The following is a 16,094-nucleotide window of genomic DNA, read 5'->3' on the forward strand; positions in this document are numbered from 1 at the left end:
CATATGCGATACGACACCTCGTGGCTCGGACTCGAAGCGGACGCGCTCACGTCCCTCGATCTGCTCCTCGATCGCGCTCGCAAACAGGTGGTCCGCTCCGACGGCGAACTCGTGGGCTCGGTGTCCGTCCGGGCTGCCGATGCGCCCGGGCTGTGGCGAGTCGCCAACGGAATCGATCGAGGTACGCGCACGTCGCTGACAGGCCGAATCGAACTTCGAGTCGTCGCGTTGGACGAATGGCTCAGAAGGCACGCAAAGGGTGGCGGACGTGGCCTTGTGGAGATACTCGAGTCCGTGACGCCGCTCGCGTTTCCGAAACGTGTCGCGGCAGAGAGGGACGGCAAACGATTCGCGGTCGTCGACTCGGCGGCGGACGCCTTCGGCGGCTCCCCTCCCGCCTGGCTTGGCGAATGGCTGACCTATGTTGCCACGGAACGAGCTGTGTACACCGATCCCGACGCAGTTGTGAATGCGGCGAAGGTCCTCGCGTTCCTGCCCGTCGACGATGTTGTGCTGACGGTCCTTGCCGAGTTGGCGACAGGCGACACGAAAGCGCTAACCAAGCGTGCGACCACTCGACTTGTGCTGCGTGGCTTGGCGTTCGAATACGACGTCGACGCGCCGACATCATCGGCGGATGAGCGATCGCTCTGGTCGCGAGCGGGTGTGGTCGTCGATTCCCTATCCAGTCGGGTTCTGATTCGCGGACTTCGCTTCCGTCTGGACAGTCCGGTTGCGAAGTGGGCAAACGAGGCAGCGGAACTGGGCGAGCCCTGTGTATTGACACTCGACCAGTTACTCCGGCACCGACTGACGCCAACCGACGCACCTATCTACGTTTGCGAGAATCCTGCGGTACTCGAATCGGCGGCCCGGCGGCTCGGGCCGACAAGCCAGGCGTTGGTATGCACGGAAGGGCAACCGTCCGTCGCGGCGACAACGCTTGTGTCGCGCGCCGGGGGCTCGATTCGTTGGCGCGGCGATTTCGACTGGACGGGACTTCGCACCACAGGTGCTGCGATAGCTCGGTTCGGTGCAACTCCTTGGCTGATGGACATCGAGACTTACAGCGCCGCGTTGGAGCGAGGAGAGTCGGAGCCGCTGAAAGAACGCGACCATCGGGCAGAGTCGCCGTGGGAGCCGACCCTTGCAAGTGAGATGGCTCTGCGAGGTCGTGCTGTCATGGAGGAGCGACTCGTCGAACGTTTGCTCGCCGATCTCGCCTAGCCATAGTTCGGTCTGTTGAAGCTAGCGTGATAACAGTTCCAGTCGGCGGGCGATGTCACAATCAATTGAGACGAATCGGGCTCGAGGAGTCAACATGGCAGAATTTCCACAACAGCTTTCCGGGCTGAACTACCTCACCGAGGGCGGCCAGGAAACCGAGATCATGTACAAGTACGGGTACGAACTCCCGGAATTCGCGATGTTTCCTTTGCTGGACAACCCGCAGGCTATGACCGAACTCCGCGGATTGTACAGCCGATATCTCGAGACCGCGGCCCGTCACAAGTTCGGCGTTGTCATGGGTGGCCTCGATTACCGCGCGAGTCCGGACTGGGCCTCGCTGCTCGGGTATTCCACCAACGCGCTCGCCGACATGCAGTTGCGGTCGATCGAGTTCCTTCGCGAAGTAGCCCAGCCCTTCCGGGAGCAGATCCCCGCATTGTTGTTCGCCGGCATCGTGGGTCCCCGCGGGGACGCGTACAAGGTCAACCGGGTTATCACCGCGGACGACGCGGAGGATTACCACAGCACCCAGCTCACCACCCTGGCCTCGGCCGGCGTCGATCTGGTCGAAGCCGTGACCTTCAACGATGTGCCCGAGGTAGTCGGGTTGGCCCGCGCAGCAGCGGCTGTCGGGTTGCCACTTTCGGTCTCGTTCACCCTCGACAACAGCACACGTCGGCTTGCGTCCGGGTTGAGCTTGAAGGAGGCGATCGAAGCGATCGACGCGCAGACGGGTGCGGCTCGGCCCGCCTTCTACGGGGTCAACTGCTCACACCCACTGGAGTTCATCCCAGCGATCGAGCCCGGCGCGTGGTTCGAGCGAGTGCGGTGCCTGCGACCCAATGCGGCGATGATGGACAAGATTTCACTCTGCACACTTGGCCGCCTGGAGTCGGGTGACCCCGTTGAGCTCGGTGAGCTTATGGGCGGCCTGGCTCGGAAGTACCCGCATATCGACATATGGGGTGGCTGCTGCGGTACGTGGGATACGCACCTCGACGAGATCGCCGAGAACGTCCACACGGCACGGAAAGTCGAGACCGCCTAGCTGGGCGTCAGCGCAGCGCAACCCCGAGCAAGGCGTCGACCGCGTCGGCGATCAGACCGGGAGCAGCAGCGTCGCCGCCACCGTAGGTCAATGCCTGATGCGCCCAACCATCAATGGCGTCAAGCGCTTTCGGGGTGTCCAGGTCGTCGGCGAGATGCTGACGCAGCCGGGCGACGGTATCGGTGGCGGACGGACCCGCCTCGAGCGCAACCGCGTCCTGCCAGAGCTTCACCCGAGTGTGTGCGGCGGCCAGTACCTCGTCGGTCCACGGTCGGTCCTGGCGGTAGTGCCCGGACAGCAGGCCGAGCCGAATTGCGCGTGGATCTACTTGCTGGCAGCGAAGTTTCGACACGAACACCAGGTTGCCCTTGCTCTTCGACATCTTCTCGCCGTCGAGTCCGATCATGCCGGTGTGCACGTAGTGCCGCGCGAAACGACGTTCCGGCACAATAGCTTCCGCGTGTGCAGCCGAGAATTCGTGGTGGGGGAAGATCAGATCACTGCCACCACCCTGCACGTCGAATCCGGCACCGATCCGATTGAGCGCGATCGCCGAACATTCGATGTGCCAACCGGGGCGGCCTTGGCCGAACGGCGACGGCCACGACGGCTCCCCCGGACGTACGGCCCGCCATACCAGCGCGTCCAACGGATCACGCTTGCCTGGTCGGTCCGGGTCGCCACCTCGCTCGGCGAACAGCCGATCCATCGTTTCGCGGTCGTAGCCGGATTCGTAGCCGAACTGCTCGGTCGCATCGGCACGGAAGTACACGTCGGGGAACTCTGCGTCGTCGACCACGTACGCGGCGCCGGAGGCAACCAACTTCTCGACGAACGCGACCACTTCGTTGACCGATTCGACGGCACCGACGTAGTCCCGCGGCGGGAGCACACGCAACGCTTCCATGTCTTCGCGGAAGAGGGCGGTCTCGCGCATACCGAGGACCATCCAGTCTTCGCCGTCGCGGGCAGCGCGTTCGAACAGTGGATCGTCGACGTCGGTGACGTTCTGCACGTAGTGCACGTCGTGGCCGGCATCTCGCCAGACCCGGTTGATGAGGTCGAACGTCAGGTACGTGGCGGCGTGGCCGAGGTGCGTCGCGTCGTACGGTGTGATGCCGCAGACGTACATCGTGGCCGTCGACCCGACTGTGACCGGTCGCACCCGCTGGTCGGAGGTGTCGTACAACCGCAGGGGTGGGCCTTCGCCCGGAACGGAAGGGACGGCGACATCGGACCAAGACTGCATAGAAAGCAGCGTAGTGGAGGCCTGGTAGTCAGAATGCGGGCCATGGGATCGGGCGCTGCGACGACGGTCTCGGCATCACCGGACGTTCGATCAGCCGCGTCACCCTGGTGGCGAGTGCTTCGATCTCCTCATCGGTGACATGCTCTGCCAATTCGTCGGCGACCGCACCCGGAAGCCGCGTCGAGAAGTCGACGACATCGGCAATCAACGCGTCGTCGATGGCCTCGCCTGCCCAACCCCAGAGCACGGTTCGAAGTTTGTTGTCCTGGTGCATGCAGATTCCGTGGTCGACGCCGTACACCTCGCCGTCGAGGCCTTCCAATGCGTGGCCGCCTTTGCGGTCCGCGTTGTTGATCAGCACGTCGAGAACGGCCATACGATGCAGACGCGGGTCGTCAGCATGAATGAGCGCGACATCGTCGCCGTCGCCGTCGATCGCCCGCAGGACCTGCCGGAACCCCGACGGCACCGCATCGGGCGGTACTAGGTCGACGATGTCGACGCGGGTGCCCTCGTCGGTGCGACTGTCGACGGTATCGATCCAGCGCTGCACCATGCCGGGGCCGAACGGTCCGTCGCGCAGGATGGTTTCCGGGATCACGCCCCAGCCGAGCGCCGCGGACACCAGGTAGGACGCCACCTCGCGACCGGCAAGAGTTCCGTCCGGGAAGTCCCACAGCGGTCGCTCACCGCGGACCGGTTTGTAGACGCAGCGAACAAGTCCACCGTCTACCTCGGCCTCACAGACCAAGGTGACGTTGCTGGCCGAAAGTATGCGCCCGACCAGTTTCAGCTCGCCCGATCTCATGGAGTCGACGGCCGAGTCGTCAGGACTCTTCACCGAACTCGGGTCCGTTGCCGAAGATCTCGCCGCGGCGGTAGCCATTTGTCCGAACGCACATGTGCCCGTCCGGCGACAGCGGTACGCCGCACAGCGGGCACGGCGGACGTCCTGCCGCGATGACCTTCTCCGACCGCAGCGCGAATTGGCGCGCTTGGATCGGCGTCAAGAACACGCGAACCGCGTCCGGACCTTCTTCGGCGTCGTCCAGGACGACGGATTCGTCGAATTCGGCTTCGGTGACGGCGAGCAGTTCGACAACCACCGCACCCGCGTCGGCGTCCCAGCCGAGACCCATCGTCCCGACTCGAAATTCGGCGTCGACAGGCATGACAAGCGGGCTGGTGTCGCCCAATTCGGTGTCTTCGGGAGGAAGTTCGGTGCCGAACCGCCGATGCACCTCTTCGAGCAGCAGACCCATTCGGTCGGCGAGCACCTGCACCTGCTGTTTCTCCAGCGAGACACTCACGATGCGAGCGTCGTGGACCGCCTGGAGGTAGAACGTCCGATCCCCTGGCTCGCCGACTGTTCCAGCGATAAAGCGATCGGGGGTGCGAAATACATGGATTGCGCGTGCCACTTGCACCTCCTGAACCCGGTCGGACGAAACGAAACTACTTGCCCTCTGCTCCATTATCCGCATCGGCAACGCTACCGACCTCGCCGCCGGGCACAGACGTCGCCGCAGCGGGTTGAGCAGCTTTTGTCGCGAGCGCGCTGAGATCGGTCCCGGTGTCGTTGATTCGCCACACGTACGGCGAGGTCGGCAAGTAGCGGACGACACTGATCGACGCAGGCTCGGCGACGATGCGCTGGAACCCGTCCAAATGTATCCCGAGTGCGTCCGCCAGCACGGATTTGATGACGTCACCGTGTGTGCAGGCGACCCAAAGCACGTCCTGACCATGGCGTTCTGCCAACCGCGAATCGTGATGGCGAATAGCGGAAACAGCGCGCTGCTGCACGTCCGCGAGACCCTCACCACCCGGGAAGACGGCCCCGGAGGCGTGGCGCTGAACCACTTTCCACAGTGGTTCCTTCAACAGTTCACTCAGGACACGGCCCGTCCAGTCGCCGTAGTCGACCTCCGCAAGACGCTCTTCCACCACAGGAGTGAGATCCAGCTTCGCTGCCAGCGGACCGACTGTTTGCTCACAGCGCAACAGCGGTGAGCGGACGATCTCCTCGATCGGCAAGCTCCCGAGCCGGTCGACGAGCGCCGTGGCCTGCTCACGTCCGCGGTCGGCGAGCTCGATTCCGGGTGAGCGACCGGCAAGGGTATGGGCGAGGTTCGAGGTCGATACCCCGTGCCGGAGCAAGATCACGGTCATTCCGCAAGCCTAGGGCGCTCCGCGCCTCGTGAGTCTTTTGGGAGGTGCGGCCCTCCGAAAAGACTCACGAGCGGCGTGGCCGCCTACGTCGCCGAAACGACCCCGGTGGCCAGCAGCGCGAGGACGCCGACGCCGAGGATGATGCGGTAGCCGACGAACCAGTACAGCGAATGATTCACGACGAATTTCAGTAGCCACGCGATCGACGCATAGCCGAGGACGAACGCAACGACGGTTGCGACGAGCAGCTGGGCACCGCTTGCGTTGAGTCCCTCACCGGCCGGTTCGAACGCGTCAGGCAGGCTGAACAAGCCCGACGCCGTGACGGCCGGGATCGCGAGCAGAAACGAAAAGCGGACGGCGGCTTCACGCGAGAGGCCGAGAAACAGACCCGCACTCGACGTCGCACCGGACCTCGACACGCCTGGCACGAGCGCAAGACACTGTGCGAAACCCATAGCCAGACCGTCGCGGGTCGTCAGCTTTTCGATCGGACGTTCCTTCTTACCGAAGTGCTCGGCAGCGGCGATCACGAGCGCGAACACGATGAGCATCGTCGCGATCAGCCACAGGTTGCGTGCCCCGGTACGGATCTGATCTTTGAAAAGGAACCCGAGCACGCCGATCGGGATGGTCGCGATGATCACGTACCAGCCCATGCGGTAGTCGAGATCGCGGTGTTCCTCGCTGCGCAGTCCCCGGAACCATGCCATCACGATGCGGCCGATGTCCTTGGCGAAGTAGACGAGTACCGCCAACTCCGTGCCGAGCTGCGTGACGGCCGTGAAGGACGCACCTGCGTCGTCGCCGAAGAAGACCTCGGACACGATGCGCAGATGACCCGACGACGAGATCGGGAGAAACTCGGTGAGACCTTGGACGATGCCGAGGATGATGGCCTGTACCCAGGTCATCGATTCGCCGATCAACGGCCGACTCGTTTGTCCGATAAATCACGCACGACCCAATTACCCCTGCTAAGCACACGTTTCACGCCCGCGACCCTACCCGGCGCCGACCTTCGTTCGCGTTGTGACATTGCTCGGTTGCTGCGCTGATGTCCGGTACGGCCGACTACGCTGGCGCGGTGATCAAGCAGCGAACTGTCGGCAACAGCGGACTTCGGGTATCGCGTATCGGACTCGGAACCCTCACGTGGGGACGCGAAACCGATGGTGACGAGGCTGCGGCCCAGCTATCGGCATTCGCGGAGGCCGGGGGCAATTTCGTCGACACTTCGCCTGCCTACACGAACGGCACCGCGCAGCGGATACTCGCCGAGCTGCTCGGCGACGTGGTCCCCCGCGACCAACTTGTCATCGGTGGCAGTTCCGGCATCGACGTCTCCAGCGAGGGCATCCATCGGGTCGATTCCTCGCGCCGCATCCTGCTACGCCAGCTCGACAACACCCTTGCCGAACTCGGTACCGATCACCTCGACATCTGGCACGTGGCCGCATGGGACGACCAGACCCCGATCGACGAGGTCGCAGCGACACTCGACTACGCCGTCACGTCGGGACGCGCACGCTATGTCGGCGTCACCGGTTTCGCCGGCTGGCAGCTCGCGACCCTGGCCGGAGCCGTGTCGACCACGCTGATCTCGGCCCAGAATTCGTACTCGCTGCTCGACCGGTCTGCGGAATACGAGCTCGTGCCGAGCGCGCGCCACCACGGTGCGGGACTGTTCGCGCAGGCACCACTCGCTGGCGGCATCCTGACCGGCAAGTATCGGTCGGGCACCCCCGCGGATTCGCGCGGTGCCGACGAGCAGCGCAGCGACGACATTCGTGAACTGCTGACCGACCGAGCGAGCCGGGTTGTCGAATCCGTCGTCACCGCGGCCGACGGTCTGGGGACCTCGCCCCTCGCAGTCGCACTCGCGTGGGTCCGCGATCGGCGTGGCGTTTGCACGGCCGTCGTCGGCGCCCGCGACAGCGCGCAGTTGACCGGCGTACTCGCTGCGGAGGAACTCGAACTCCCCCGCGCGATCGCAGCAGCGCTGGACGACGTCAGCGCGTAGGGACGCCGCTGATGACGCTCCGCATCGCTACATGGAACACCCAATGGGCGACCCCGTCCCGTTCGTCCAGGCAACCGAGCAACTACCGCGGCTCCCGCGTCATCACGACAATCGCAAATCTCGACGCGGATGTCATCGTCATCACCGAGGGTTGCCGCGAACTGCTGCCATCCGACGGACACATCGTGGACGCGGGTGCGGATTGGGGATATGACGCACCCAAAAGCCGCCGGAAAGTACTTGCGTGGTCACGAACACCGTTCGTAGATCTCGTACGTATCGATACCGGTGCGGGCAGCGGTCGAGTCCTCACCGCACGGACCGAGACGCCTCTCGGACCGATCCGGGTGACGGCTGTCTGTATCCCATGGATGTCCGCTCACGTCAGCACCGGACGCAGTGACGCCGAGCCGTGGTCCGAACATCTGGAGTGCTGCGAGCAGATCCGACAACTACACGATCGACTCGGTACGGGCACAGACGCCGAGCCGCAGGTCATCGCGGGCGATTTCAATCAGCGTGTGCCGCGGGGGCGCCAGCCGCTTCGAGTAGCGGCTGCCCTCGATCAACTGCTGGACGGCTGGCAACTGCACACCGGTGGCGCTACGCCGCACGGACCGCTCATCGACCACATAGCAGCCACACAGCTAGAGCTCACTGGCCGGGAGGTATGGCCCGCCCGTGACGACGTCGGCGCGCTCAGCGACCACTGCGGTGTGCGCTGCTCGTTCCGACTGCGTTCATAGTCTGCATGCACCATCGTCGGTTGCGAGACCGTAGTTTGGTTTCGTACGCGCACGAACGCACCGCAGCCACGCTGCACCGCAGACGAAAGGTCAGGTATGAGCCGCCGATTCCGGGTGAAGAGCTACCGAATGATTCTCGGCAGCATCGGGTTGGCCTCGGCCGTACTGCTCACAGGCTGCACATCGACCACACCCGAAGGATCGGCCGACCAGTCCGGCGCGACCACAGCGAAACTTGCGACACTCGACCCGGAGCCGATCGCGACCGCTCCGGTATCGAATCTTCCCGTAACCGTCCGCAGTTTCGACGGCACCGACGTGACCATCACCGACACCAGCAGGATTGTCGCGGCAGACCGCTACGGCACTCTTGCCCAGACCGTCTACGCGCTCGGTCTAGGTGACCGGCTGGTCGGTCGAAGTACGGCAGCAGCGTTCCCTGCGGTCGAGGACGTTCCCAACGTGACGCCGGCGGGCAATTCGCTTGCGACGGAAGCGATTCTCGCCCTTCGCCCGACAGTTTTCCTGTCCGACACCACAATCGGACCCGACGCAGTTCGCGATCAGCTACGTGCGGCTGGAGTGCCTGTCGTGCTGTTCGATCCGACTCGCACCCTCGACGGCGTCTCGCCGCAGATCGAAGCTGTCGCCGCGGCGCTCGGCGTTCCGGAACAAGGTAGGGCGCTCGCCGAGCGAAGCAGCAAAGAAATCGCCGACGCGACCAAAGATGTTGCAGCGCCGAACTCGCCGCTCAAGATCGCATTTCTCTATCTGCGTAGTACTGCGCTCACGATGCTCGCCGGACAGGGCTCCGGAGCCGACTCGCTCATCGAAGCGCTCGGCGCGGTCGACGCCGGTACAGCCTCGGGCATCACGCAGGCGTTCGTACCGGTCACCAGCGAGGCCCTCATCGCAGCCGCGCCGGACGTGTTTCTTCTCATGACCGACGGACTCGAATCGATCGGCGGCCCTGACGGACTCGAAAAGATTCCCGGCGTCGCGCAGACCCCCGCTGGGCGCAACAAGCGGGTCGTCGACATGCAGGACAGCGTGCTGCTGAGTTTCGGTCCGAACACGGGCCACGTAGTTGCTGCACTCGCCGACGCGATCTATCCGCCGAAGTCCTGATGGCGACGAAGTTCCGGCTGCGCGACAGGGCGCCCAAAACCGCGCAGCCCCCGAGGGTTTCGCTGAGCAGAACCACGGCGAGAATAGTCGGCCTCACGGTTCTGCTGCTCGTCCTCGCGTTGGTCTCGGCCTGCCTCGGCCAGGTTCCGACGACCGTGGCAGAGGTCCTCGGCAGCATCGCGCACCGCATGCATCTGGACCTTGGACCGATGCCCGCACATCCCGCAGGCGAAGTGACGCTGTGGGAGGTCCGCTTCCCGCGGGTTGTGTTGGCGATTTTGGTCGGTGGATCACTCGGCTGCGCAGGCGCCTTGCTGCAGGGCGTGTTTGCCAATCCGCTGGCCGAACCCGGCGTGATCGGCGTATCGGCGGGCGCCGCGGTGGGTGCGAGCACCGTGATCGTCGTCGGGGGCGCGTTTGCCGCGGGCTGGGCCGTTGCAGCGGCCGCTTTCGCGGCGGGTCTCGCGACGACCGCTCTCGTCTATCTGCTGGCGAGGTCGGAAGGTCGTACGGAGGTCGTGACGCTGATTCTGACGGGCATCGCGATCAACGCGTTTGCCGGTGGCGTCATTGCCTTCCTCACCTTCGTCGCGACACCTGCTGCCCGCGATCAAGTGGTCTTCTGGCAGTTGGGCAGCCTCAACGGAGCGACGTGGGAAGCGGTTGTGATCGTCGGCCCGATGGCCATGGTCGGCATCGTTGCCGCGATCATCATCTCCCCACGCATCGACCTGCTTGCTCTCGGCGAGACCGCGGCACGCAACCTCGGCGTCGACGTCGAACGGCTACGTCAGGTCGCGATCGTCATCGTCGCCATTCTCGCCGCATCCAGCGTCGCCTTCACCGGCATCATCCTTTTCGTCGGTCTTGTCGTGCCGCACCTGGTGAGAATGCTTGTCGGACCGGCGCATCGGGTGCTGATCCCGGTCAGCACACTCGGCGGCGCGATCGTTCTGCTTGCTGCCGACATCGGCGCACGGACCCTCGTCGACAACGCCGACCTACCGCTCGGCATGCTGACGTCACTCGTCGGCGGACCGTTCTTCTTCTGGTTGCTGCGTAGAACCCGAGCCCAGCAAGGTGGGTGGGCGTGATGGCGTCACGATTCGTCCGACTCAAAGGTGTTCTTGTCGCGCAGATCGACGTCCCAACGGCGACCGCTCCGGGTGGTGTGACATTGCGCGCGGTCGGCCTCGCCGTCGACCGGCGCGAGCGCCGCGTGCTGACCGACATCGATTTCGACGTTGTCGCAGGCGAAGTCGTCGCGCTGGTCGGCCCGAACGGCGCAGGTAAGTCGACGCTGTTGGCTGCCCTCGCAGGCGAGCAGGCGACCGCATCCGGTCACGTCGAGTTGGACGGTCGGCCGTTGTCGTCGTGGACGCCGGTCGAGATGGCCCAGCGTCGTGCGGTGCTGCCGCAGAGCCACACGATCGGCTTCGCGTTCACCTCGAAACAGGTTGTGGCCATGGGCAGATCACCGTGGAGTCGAACCCTCTTGCGCGACGAGGACGACGTTCGCGTCGAGGAAGCGCTCGCCATCTGCGACGTCGGCCACCTTGCCGACCGACCCTTTCTCGCGTTGTCGGGAGGCGAGCGTGCGCGTGTCGCATTGGCACGGGTGCTTGCCCAACGAACCGGCACGCTGCTACTCGACGAACCGACCGCCGCGCTCGACCTCTCCCACCAGGAGACGGTGATGCGTCTTGCCCGCGAGCGAGCCGCGACCGGCGTCGCCGTTGTCGTCGTACTGCACGATCTCGGGCTGGCAGCGGCCTACGCCGACCGCGTCGCGGTATTGGAGAAGGGCAGGATGGTCGCCGACGGACCACCCCGCAAAGTCCTTACTTCGGAACTGCTTACGAGGGTCTACGACCACCCAGTGGAAGTGTTTGCGCATCCGGAGACGGGCGCGCAGTTGGTGCTGCCTCGGCGTTGACCTTGTGGTGCAACGAGATTCGCCCGTACCAGCACCACTTTCCCAGCATCTTCATCACCGCGGGGACGAGCAACATCCGAATGATGGTCGCGTCGAGTAGAAGTGCGGCAATCATGCCGATGGCAAGGCACTTCATCAGCACGAGGTCCGACATGGCGAAGGCACCCGTGACGACGATCAAAATCGACGCGGCGGCCGTGATCACACCACCCGTTCGCGCGATGCCGTACCGGATCGCTTCCTGTGTGTCTGCGCCGTGGTCGTGCGCTTCGACCATGCGTGACATCAGGAACACCTCGTAGTCCGTCGACAGACCGAATACGACCGTGACGATCACGATGAGAACCGCGAACATGATCGGACCTGGTGTGAAATTGAGCAGCGACGAGAAGTGACCGTCGACGAAGACCCACGTCAACAGTCCCAACGTCGCGCCGAGGCTCAGTGCGCTGATCACAATTGCCTTGATTGCCAACACGATCGAGCGAAATGCCAGGTACATCAGGAGCAGCGATGCCGCGACCAGAATGGCGACCAGCCAGGGCAGCCGCTTGATCAAACCTCGAATGCTGTCGTACTCCAGCGCGGGGATCCCTGCGACGAGCACCTGCACGCCGTCCGGCTCCGGTAGCGCTCGGATTCTGTCGATCACGACGTCGGCATCGATCTTGTTCACCAAGCCGGCCTCGAGAACGTTCACACCGTCCTTCGTCGCGGCCGTCGGCTCGAAACGTCCTGTCAGACCGGGTATGTCGCTCGCCTGCGCACGAATCTCCCCGAGTTGGGTGTTGTCGGCACCGAGCACGACCAGACGCAAGGGTTCGGTCCGGAACTGCGGGAACATACGGTCGAAGTCCTGTTGCGCCACTCGGGCGGGATCGGTCGGCGACAGGTAGCGCTCACTGAGACCGCCGAACTCCATCCCGCCGAACGGAACGATCAACGCAGCGAGTCCGATGATGATCGGGAAGACGATGAGTTTGGGACGTCGCATCGCCCACGTCGCAAGTCGGGACCAGAAGCCCGCGTCGATCTGCTCCGGAGTTCTGGTCTGCGAGAAGCGCTTCCAGCTGAGCAGGTCGATCCGCTTACCGAGGATGCCGAGCACCGCGGGCAGCACGGAAATCGACAGGCCTGCCGCGAGCACGACCGAACTGATTGCGCCGTACGGCACCGATTTGAGGACGCCGTGCGGATAGATCAGTAGACCACCGAGGCAGACGACGATGATCGACGCCGAAAATACGACGGTCCGGCCCGCACTTGCCACAGTGCGGGCGACGGCGTCCTCGATCGATCTGCCCTGCGCGACTTCCTCTCGAAATCTGCTCACGACGAAGAGCCCGTAGTCGATCGCCAAACCGAGACTGACCAACGTGACGACCGCCGTAGCGAAGGCATTGACGTCGATCACGTTGGTGATCAGCCGCATCAGACCTTGAGAGCCGATGATGGTCATCCCACCGATCAGCACCGGAAGTAGCGCCGCAACCACACCGCCGAACACGAAGTACAGCAACAAAGCGACCAACGGCAGCGCAATGATCTCGGCACGTCGAATGTCTTGCTGCATACCCTCGTTCAGCGCATCGACCACAGGCTGCACGCCGGCCAACTGCAACGTGAGCCCCTCGATGGGCAGATCACCCTTGATCGCGTTGTAGTCCTCGAGGGTCACCGAACCCTCGCGGCGAAGTCCGATACTGGCGAATGCGTGCTTACTGGAATCGTCCTTGAGTTTCTGGATGCCGGTGTCCCAGTAGCTGTCGATCTTCAGGATCAGCGCAGATTCGTCGCGGAGCAGCCGTTCGAAGTGTTCGCGGGCGCGCGCCCGAATCTCGGGGTCGTCGACTGTATTGCCCTCGGGCGCCGTGTAGAGCGCGATGACGTCGCCGTCGGTCTCCCGGCCGAAGGTCGCGTCGGCGATCTTGGAACCTTTGACCGACTCGCTGGTGTCGTCGAACCAGCCCTCCTGGCTCAATCGTTTCGACAGATCGAGCCCGTAGATGCCCGATACGGACACGAGGATGACGAACACCGCGATGACGCCGTAGCGGGCGCGATAGACGAAACGTCCCCAGGCTAGGAACACGCAGACTCACATTGCGCACCGAAAAAGGGCGAGGGCGCTACGCGCCTCGTGAGTCTTTTCGGTGGGCCCGCCCTCCGAAAAGACTCACGAGCGGCGGAGCCGCCTCGGTCGTCAGCCACAGGCTTGGGTGCGATAGTTCGCCTGGCGCAGGATGCCGCACAGGTCGTCTCGCGAGATCTTCCACCGACCGTCACTCGCGACGAAGTGCACGACAGCGGTTTTCAGGTCGGTGCCGCGACCATCCTTGTCGAGCTGGAACGTCGCGGTGAGTGTGCCGTCGTGATTGTCGAAGACGGGATCGACAACCTTGAATCGGGCATTCGGATTTTCGTCGATCGCCCTGTACAGGTCGGGGATCGCGCTTCGGAACGCTTCACCGTCCTCGATCAGGGCGATGCGTTCGTCGTCGGAGATGGTTCGGCTCAGCGCACCGATGAGCAGGGCGTCGAGGTCGGCAGCGGACGGCACCTTCGGGTACGAGACGCTCGTCGGAGATGCGGACCGATCGTTCGAATACGACGACGCGTCGACTACATCGCTACCGCACCCTGCGGCCGCGACGAGCAATGTCCCGCAGAGGCCTGCGACTGCCACGGTCAGTGCTCGTTGGCGCTTACGTTGCGATGGTGTCGTCCTCGTCACAAGTTCAACTGTACTGGCCTAGATGGAGTCGATTACCGAGCTGATCCGACTCAGGAACGCACGGACCGTTGTCGACTCGCTCGCGACCTCTCGTTCCACCGGTTCCGCCGTGTGGACGAGGTCGCGCACGAGAGCGACGATGCTGCGTTCGTCGTTCAGGTCGATGTCGGTGATCGACGCTTCGGCGAGCGCTGCGACATCTTCCTGATTGGGCACGGTGTGATCGAGGTCCTCGCGGTACACCTCGACGTGGATGGTTCGCCTGATCACGCGAAATGCGTACGGGCGTCCGTCGCCGCTGGTTCCGAAACCGTGCGCGTAGGCACCGACGCTGATGTCTTCGACTGTGAACTCGGGTGTCGCTTTGGTATCCAATGGAACTCCGACCATCTCACCCATGTGACCGCTTCGACCGCCGACCACGTTAACCCTATTCCGTGTGCCCGTGTGCGACTTCGCAATCACCCCGCAACACCCACGGTCTCGTTTGTCGTGGCGACGTGATCAGATATGGGCACTACCGAAACGGTGGCGTCGTCTAGGAGGTATGGGTGCGTTTGCGGAAGCGATACCGGCTCGGCGTTCCGTTGGTCGTGGCATCGGTGCTGCTCACGGGCTGTTCTTCGGATTCCGAACGCGACGATCCCCAAACCATCGAACCTGCGACGGCCGCTGTGTCACCCACCGTTTCTGCCGTACCGGCCGGTCTGGTCGAGCTCGCAGGCACGTCGATTTCCGCCATGACACTCGATTCCGATACCGGAATTGTTGCTGCACTCACATCCGATGCCGGCTTGCTATTGATCGATTCGCGCTCCCCCGGTGCGACGCCACGGCCCGTCGATGTCGACAGCGGGGTCACCGTCGCCGCCGGGCGGCCAGGCGAGGTACTGGTACCCGGTGCCGGACACGTTGACCGGGTCGATGTGCGGTCAGGCGCTGTCACCACCGTGCCTGTCGACGGCGATGCGCTGTCGGCACAGGTGCTACCCGATGGCCGCCTCGCCGTCGGAACCGCTTCCGGCGCAGTGCAATTGATCGGACCGGACGCAGGCTCCACGGAGACCATCGACGGTTTGAGCTCCGCAGACGCGCTCGCTACGGTCGACGGCGCGCTCGCCGCGCTCGACAAGCGTCAGACTTCATTGACCGAACTCGATCTCGACGGTGGAAAGCTCGGACTCGCATTACGCGCCGGTGAAGGCGCGACAAATCTTGCGACCGATCACTACGGACGTATTCTAGTGACCGACACCACCGGCGGTGAGCTGCTCGTCTTCACCGCGGACTCGTTGGTCCTGCGGCAGCGGTATCCCGTTGGCACGTCGCCCTATGCGGTCACCTACGACAATCGTGCGGACATTGCGTGGGTGACGCTGACGGCAACCAACGAGGTCGTCGGGTACAACCTGGCGAGCGGGTCGCCTGTCGAGGTTGCGCGCTGGGCGACCGTGCGCCAGCCGAACTCGGTGGTCGTCGACAGCACAACCGGTGAGCTGCTGGTCGGCTCGGCAACCGGAGACGGTCTGCAACGAATCGGAGGTCGCACGTGACGATCCGCGCCGCAATGCCCGCAAGCTGGGAAGCCGCCATCAACGATCCGGCTGCCGGCGACGACTACGAGTACATTCCGCTGCGCCTTCCGCCCGATGTCAGCCGCGTGACCGCGTCCATGCGACTCGCCATCCAAGCCGAGTTCGGTGGTTGGGAGCTCTCGCGCGTACGGCTCTATCACGATGGCAGCAGGCGCGTTCTGCTCAAGCGGCGACGGACGTGGTCGACACCAGACACGAACGACGTTTCGACACTCCAAACCGGGACCTGAGGC

The 16,094-nt window shown here is 64.2% G+C and carries 17 protein-coding genes; 9 read left to right on the forward strand and 8 right to left on the reverse strand.

Annotated elements, in window-relative coordinates:
* Window positions 1-3: 3 nt before the first annotated feature.
* Complete coding sequence (locus ACHIRB_RS03680; RefSeq protein ID WP_395115997.1) at window positions 4-1,227, forward strand: TIGR02679 family protein; 1,224 nt, start codon at window positions 4-6, stop codon at window positions 1,225-1,227.
* Between the two features lie 94 nt (window positions 1,228-1,321).
* Entirely contained in the window at window positions 1,322-2,278 is a 957-nt protein-coding gene (locus tag ACHIRB_RS03685; protein ID WP_395123384.1) for a homocysteine S-methyltransferase family protein, read from the forward strand.
* A 7-nt stretch (window positions 2,279-2,285) separates the two neighbouring features.
* On the opposite strand, the gene mshC is transcribed toward ACHIRB_RS03685, so the two are convergent.
* From mshC to ACHIRB_RS03710, 5 genes are all read right to left on the reverse strand, one after another.
* A complete protein-coding gene (gene mshC, locus ACHIRB_RS03690; RefSeq protein ID WP_395123383.1) occupies window positions 2,286-3,527 on the reverse strand; it encodes a cysteine--1-D-myo-inosityl 2-amino-2-deoxy-alpha-D-glucopyranoside ligase in 1,242 nt (413 codons plus the stop codon).
* Window positions 3,528-3,555: 28 nt separating this feature from the next.
* Complete coding sequence (locus tag ACHIRB_RS03695) at window positions 3,556-4,335, reverse strand: SCO1664 family protein (protein ID WP_233528689.1); 780 nt, start codon at window positions 4,333-4,335, stop codon at window positions 3,556-3,558.
* 19 nt (window positions 4,336-4,354) lie between these two features.
* On the reverse strand, window positions 4,355-4,948 hold the full coding sequence (locus ACHIRB_RS03700; protein WP_199701352.1) for a DUF3090 domain-containing protein: 594 nt from the start codon (window positions 4,946-4,948) through the stop codon (window positions 4,355-4,357).
* A 34-nt stretch (window positions 4,949-4,982) separates the two neighbouring features.
* Window positions 4,983-5,699 carry a histidine phosphatase family protein gene (locus ACHIRB_RS03705; RefSeq protein ID WP_395123382.1) on the reverse strand — a complete coding sequence of 239 codons (717 nt, stop codon included), beginning with the start codon at window positions 5,697-5,699 and terminating at the stop codon, window positions 4,983-4,985.
* An 83-nt stretch (window positions 5,700-5,782) separates the two neighbouring features.
* Window positions 5,783-6,625, reverse strand: a complete 843-nt coding sequence (locus tag ACHIRB_RS03710; RefSeq protein WP_395123419.1) for an undecaprenyl-diphosphate phosphatase — start codon at window positions 6,623-6,625, stop codon at window positions 5,783-5,785.
* A 164-nt stretch (window positions 6,626-6,789) separates the two neighbouring features.
* Here ACHIRB_RS03710 and ACHIRB_RS03715 point away from each other — a divergent pair, with 164 nt between their 5' ends.
* The 5 genes from ACHIRB_RS03715 to ACHIRB_RS03735 all read left to right on the forward strand — a co-directional run bounded on the left by ACHIRB_RS03715 (window position 6,790) and on the right by ACHIRB_RS03735 (window position 11,532).
* A complete protein-coding gene (locus ACHIRB_RS03715) occupies window positions 6,790-7,722 on the forward strand; it encodes an aldo/keto reductase (RefSeq protein WP_395123418.1) in 933 nt (310 codons plus the stop codon).
* Window positions 7,723-7,733: 11 nt separating this feature from the next.
* Window positions 7,734-8,468, forward strand: a complete 735-nt coding sequence (locus ACHIRB_RS03720; RefSeq protein WP_395123381.1) for an endonuclease/exonuclease/phosphatase family protein — start codon at window positions 7,734-7,736, stop codon at window positions 8,466-8,468.
* A 96-nt stretch (window positions 8,469-8,564) separates the two neighbouring features.
* Window positions 8,565-9,596, forward strand: coding sequence for a heme/hemin ABC transporter substrate-binding protein (locus ACHIRB_RS03725; protein WP_395123380.1), 1,032 nt, complete (start codon window positions 8,565-8,567; stop codon window positions 9,594-9,596).
* Window positions 9,596-10,690 (forward strand): FecCD family ABC transporter permease, encoded by a 1,095-nt coding sequence (locus tag ACHIRB_RS03730; protein WP_395123379.1) that lies wholly within the window; start codon window positions 9,596-9,598, stop codon window positions 10,688-10,690. The genes ACHIRB_RS03725 and ACHIRB_RS03730 overlap by 1 nt, the downstream gene beginning before the upstream one ends.
* Window positions 10,690-11,532, forward strand: coding sequence for a heme ABC transporter ATP-binding protein (locus ACHIRB_RS03735; RefSeq protein WP_395115992.1), 843 nt, complete (start codon window positions 10,690-10,692; stop codon window positions 11,530-11,532). Before ACHIRB_RS03730 ends, ACHIRB_RS03735 begins: the two co-directional genes overlap by 1 nt.
* Here ACHIRB_RS03735 and ACHIRB_RS03740 read toward each other — a convergent pair.
* The 3 genes from ACHIRB_RS03740 to ACHIRB_RS03750 form a co-directional block, all read right to left on the reverse strand.
* Window positions 11,453-13,624 (reverse strand): MMPL family transporter, encoded by a 2,172-nt coding sequence (locus tag ACHIRB_RS03740; protein ID WP_395123378.1) that lies wholly within the window; start codon window positions 13,622-13,624, stop codon window positions 11,453-11,455. The two genes, ACHIRB_RS03735 and ACHIRB_RS03740, sit on opposite strands and share 80 nt — an antisense overlap.
* Before the next feature lie 111 nt (window positions 13,625-13,735).
* Entirely contained in the window at window positions 13,736-14,266 is a 531-nt protein-coding gene (locus ACHIRB_RS03745; protein WP_395123377.1) for a WKL family lipoprotein, read from the reverse strand.
* A gap of 18 nt (window positions 14,267-14,284) precedes the next feature.
* Complete coding sequence (locus tag ACHIRB_RS03750; protein ID WP_395123376.1) at window positions 14,285-14,656, reverse strand: hypothetical protein; 372 nt, start codon at window positions 14,654-14,656, stop codon at window positions 14,285-14,287.
* Window positions 14,657-14,817: 161 nt separating this feature from the next.
* Here ACHIRB_RS03750 and ACHIRB_RS03755 point away from each other — a divergent pair, with 161 nt between their 5' ends.
* Together ACHIRB_RS03755 and ACHIRB_RS03760 are read left to right on the forward strand one after the other, a co-directional pair.
* The gene (locus ACHIRB_RS03755) at window positions 14,818-15,819 is read left to right on the forward strand and encodes an NHL repeat-containing protein (RefSeq protein ID WP_199701330.1); all 1,002 of its coding nucleotides are present in this window, start codon (window positions 14,818-14,820) and stop codon (window positions 15,817-15,819) included.
* A 14-nt stretch (window positions 15,820-15,833) separates the two neighbouring features.
* Window positions 15,834-16,091 carry a DUF5703 family protein gene (locus tag ACHIRB_RS03760; RefSeq protein WP_395116197.1) on the forward strand — a complete coding sequence of 86 codons (258 nt, stop codon included), beginning with the start codon at window positions 15,834-15,836 and terminating at the stop codon, window positions 16,089-16,091.
* Window positions 16,092-16,094 lie beyond the last annotated feature (3 nt).

Origin of the sequence: Antrihabitans spumae, assembly GCF_043944905.1 — a bacterium.
Lineage (GTDB): Bacteria > Actinomycetota > Actinomycetes > Mycobacteriales > Mycobacteriaceae > Antrihabitans > Antrihabitans spumae.

What these genes read in the sequence shown, in the direction of transcription:
- ACHIRB_RS03680 (WP_395115997.1), top strand. Translation starts at nt 4, where the DNA reads ATGCGATACGACACCTCGTGGCTCGGACTCGAAGCGGACGCGCTCACG.
- ACHIRB_RS03685 (WP_395123384.1), top strand. Translation starts at nt 1,322, where the DNA reads ATGGCAGAATTTCCACAACAGCTTTCCGGGCTGAACTACCTCACCGAG.
- mshC (WP_395123383.1), bottom strand. Translation starts at nt 3,527, where the DNA reads ATGCAGTCTTGGTCCGATGTCGCCGTCCCTTCCGTTCCGGGCGAAGGC.
- ACHIRB_RS03695 (WP_233528689.1), bottom strand. Translation starts at nt 4,335, where the DNA reads ATGAGATCGGGCGAGCTGAAACTGGTCGGGCGCATACTTTCGGCCAGC.
- ACHIRB_RS03705 (WP_395123382.1), bottom strand. Translation starts at nt 5,699, where the DNA reads ATGACCGTGATCTTGCTCCGGCACGGGGTATCGACCTCGAACCTCGCC.
- ACHIRB_RS03720 (WP_395123381.1), top strand. Translation starts at nt 7,734, where the DNA reads ATGACGCTCCGCATCGCTACATGGAACACCCAATGGGCGACCCCGTCC.
- ACHIRB_RS03725 (WP_395123380.1), top strand. Translation starts at nt 8,565, where the DNA reads ATGAGCCGCCGATTCCGGGTGAAGAGCTACCGAATGATTCTCGGCAGC.
- ACHIRB_RS03730 (WP_395123379.1), top strand. Translation starts at nt 9,596, where the DNA reads ATGGCGACGAAGTTCCGGCTGCGCGACAGGGCGCCCAAAACCGCGCAG.
- ACHIRB_RS03735 (WP_395115992.1), top strand. Translation starts at nt 10,690, where the DNA reads ATGGCGTCACGATTCGTCCGACTCAAAGGTGTTCTTGTCGCGCAGATC.
- ACHIRB_RS03750 (WP_395123376.1), bottom strand. Translation starts at nt 14,656, where the DNA reads ATGGTCGGAGTTCCATTGGATACCAAAGCGACACCCGAGTTCACAGTC.
- ACHIRB_RS03760 (WP_395116197.1), top strand. Translation starts at nt 15,834, where the DNA reads ATGCCCGCAAGCTGGGAAGCCGCCATCAACGATCCGGCTGCCGGCGAC.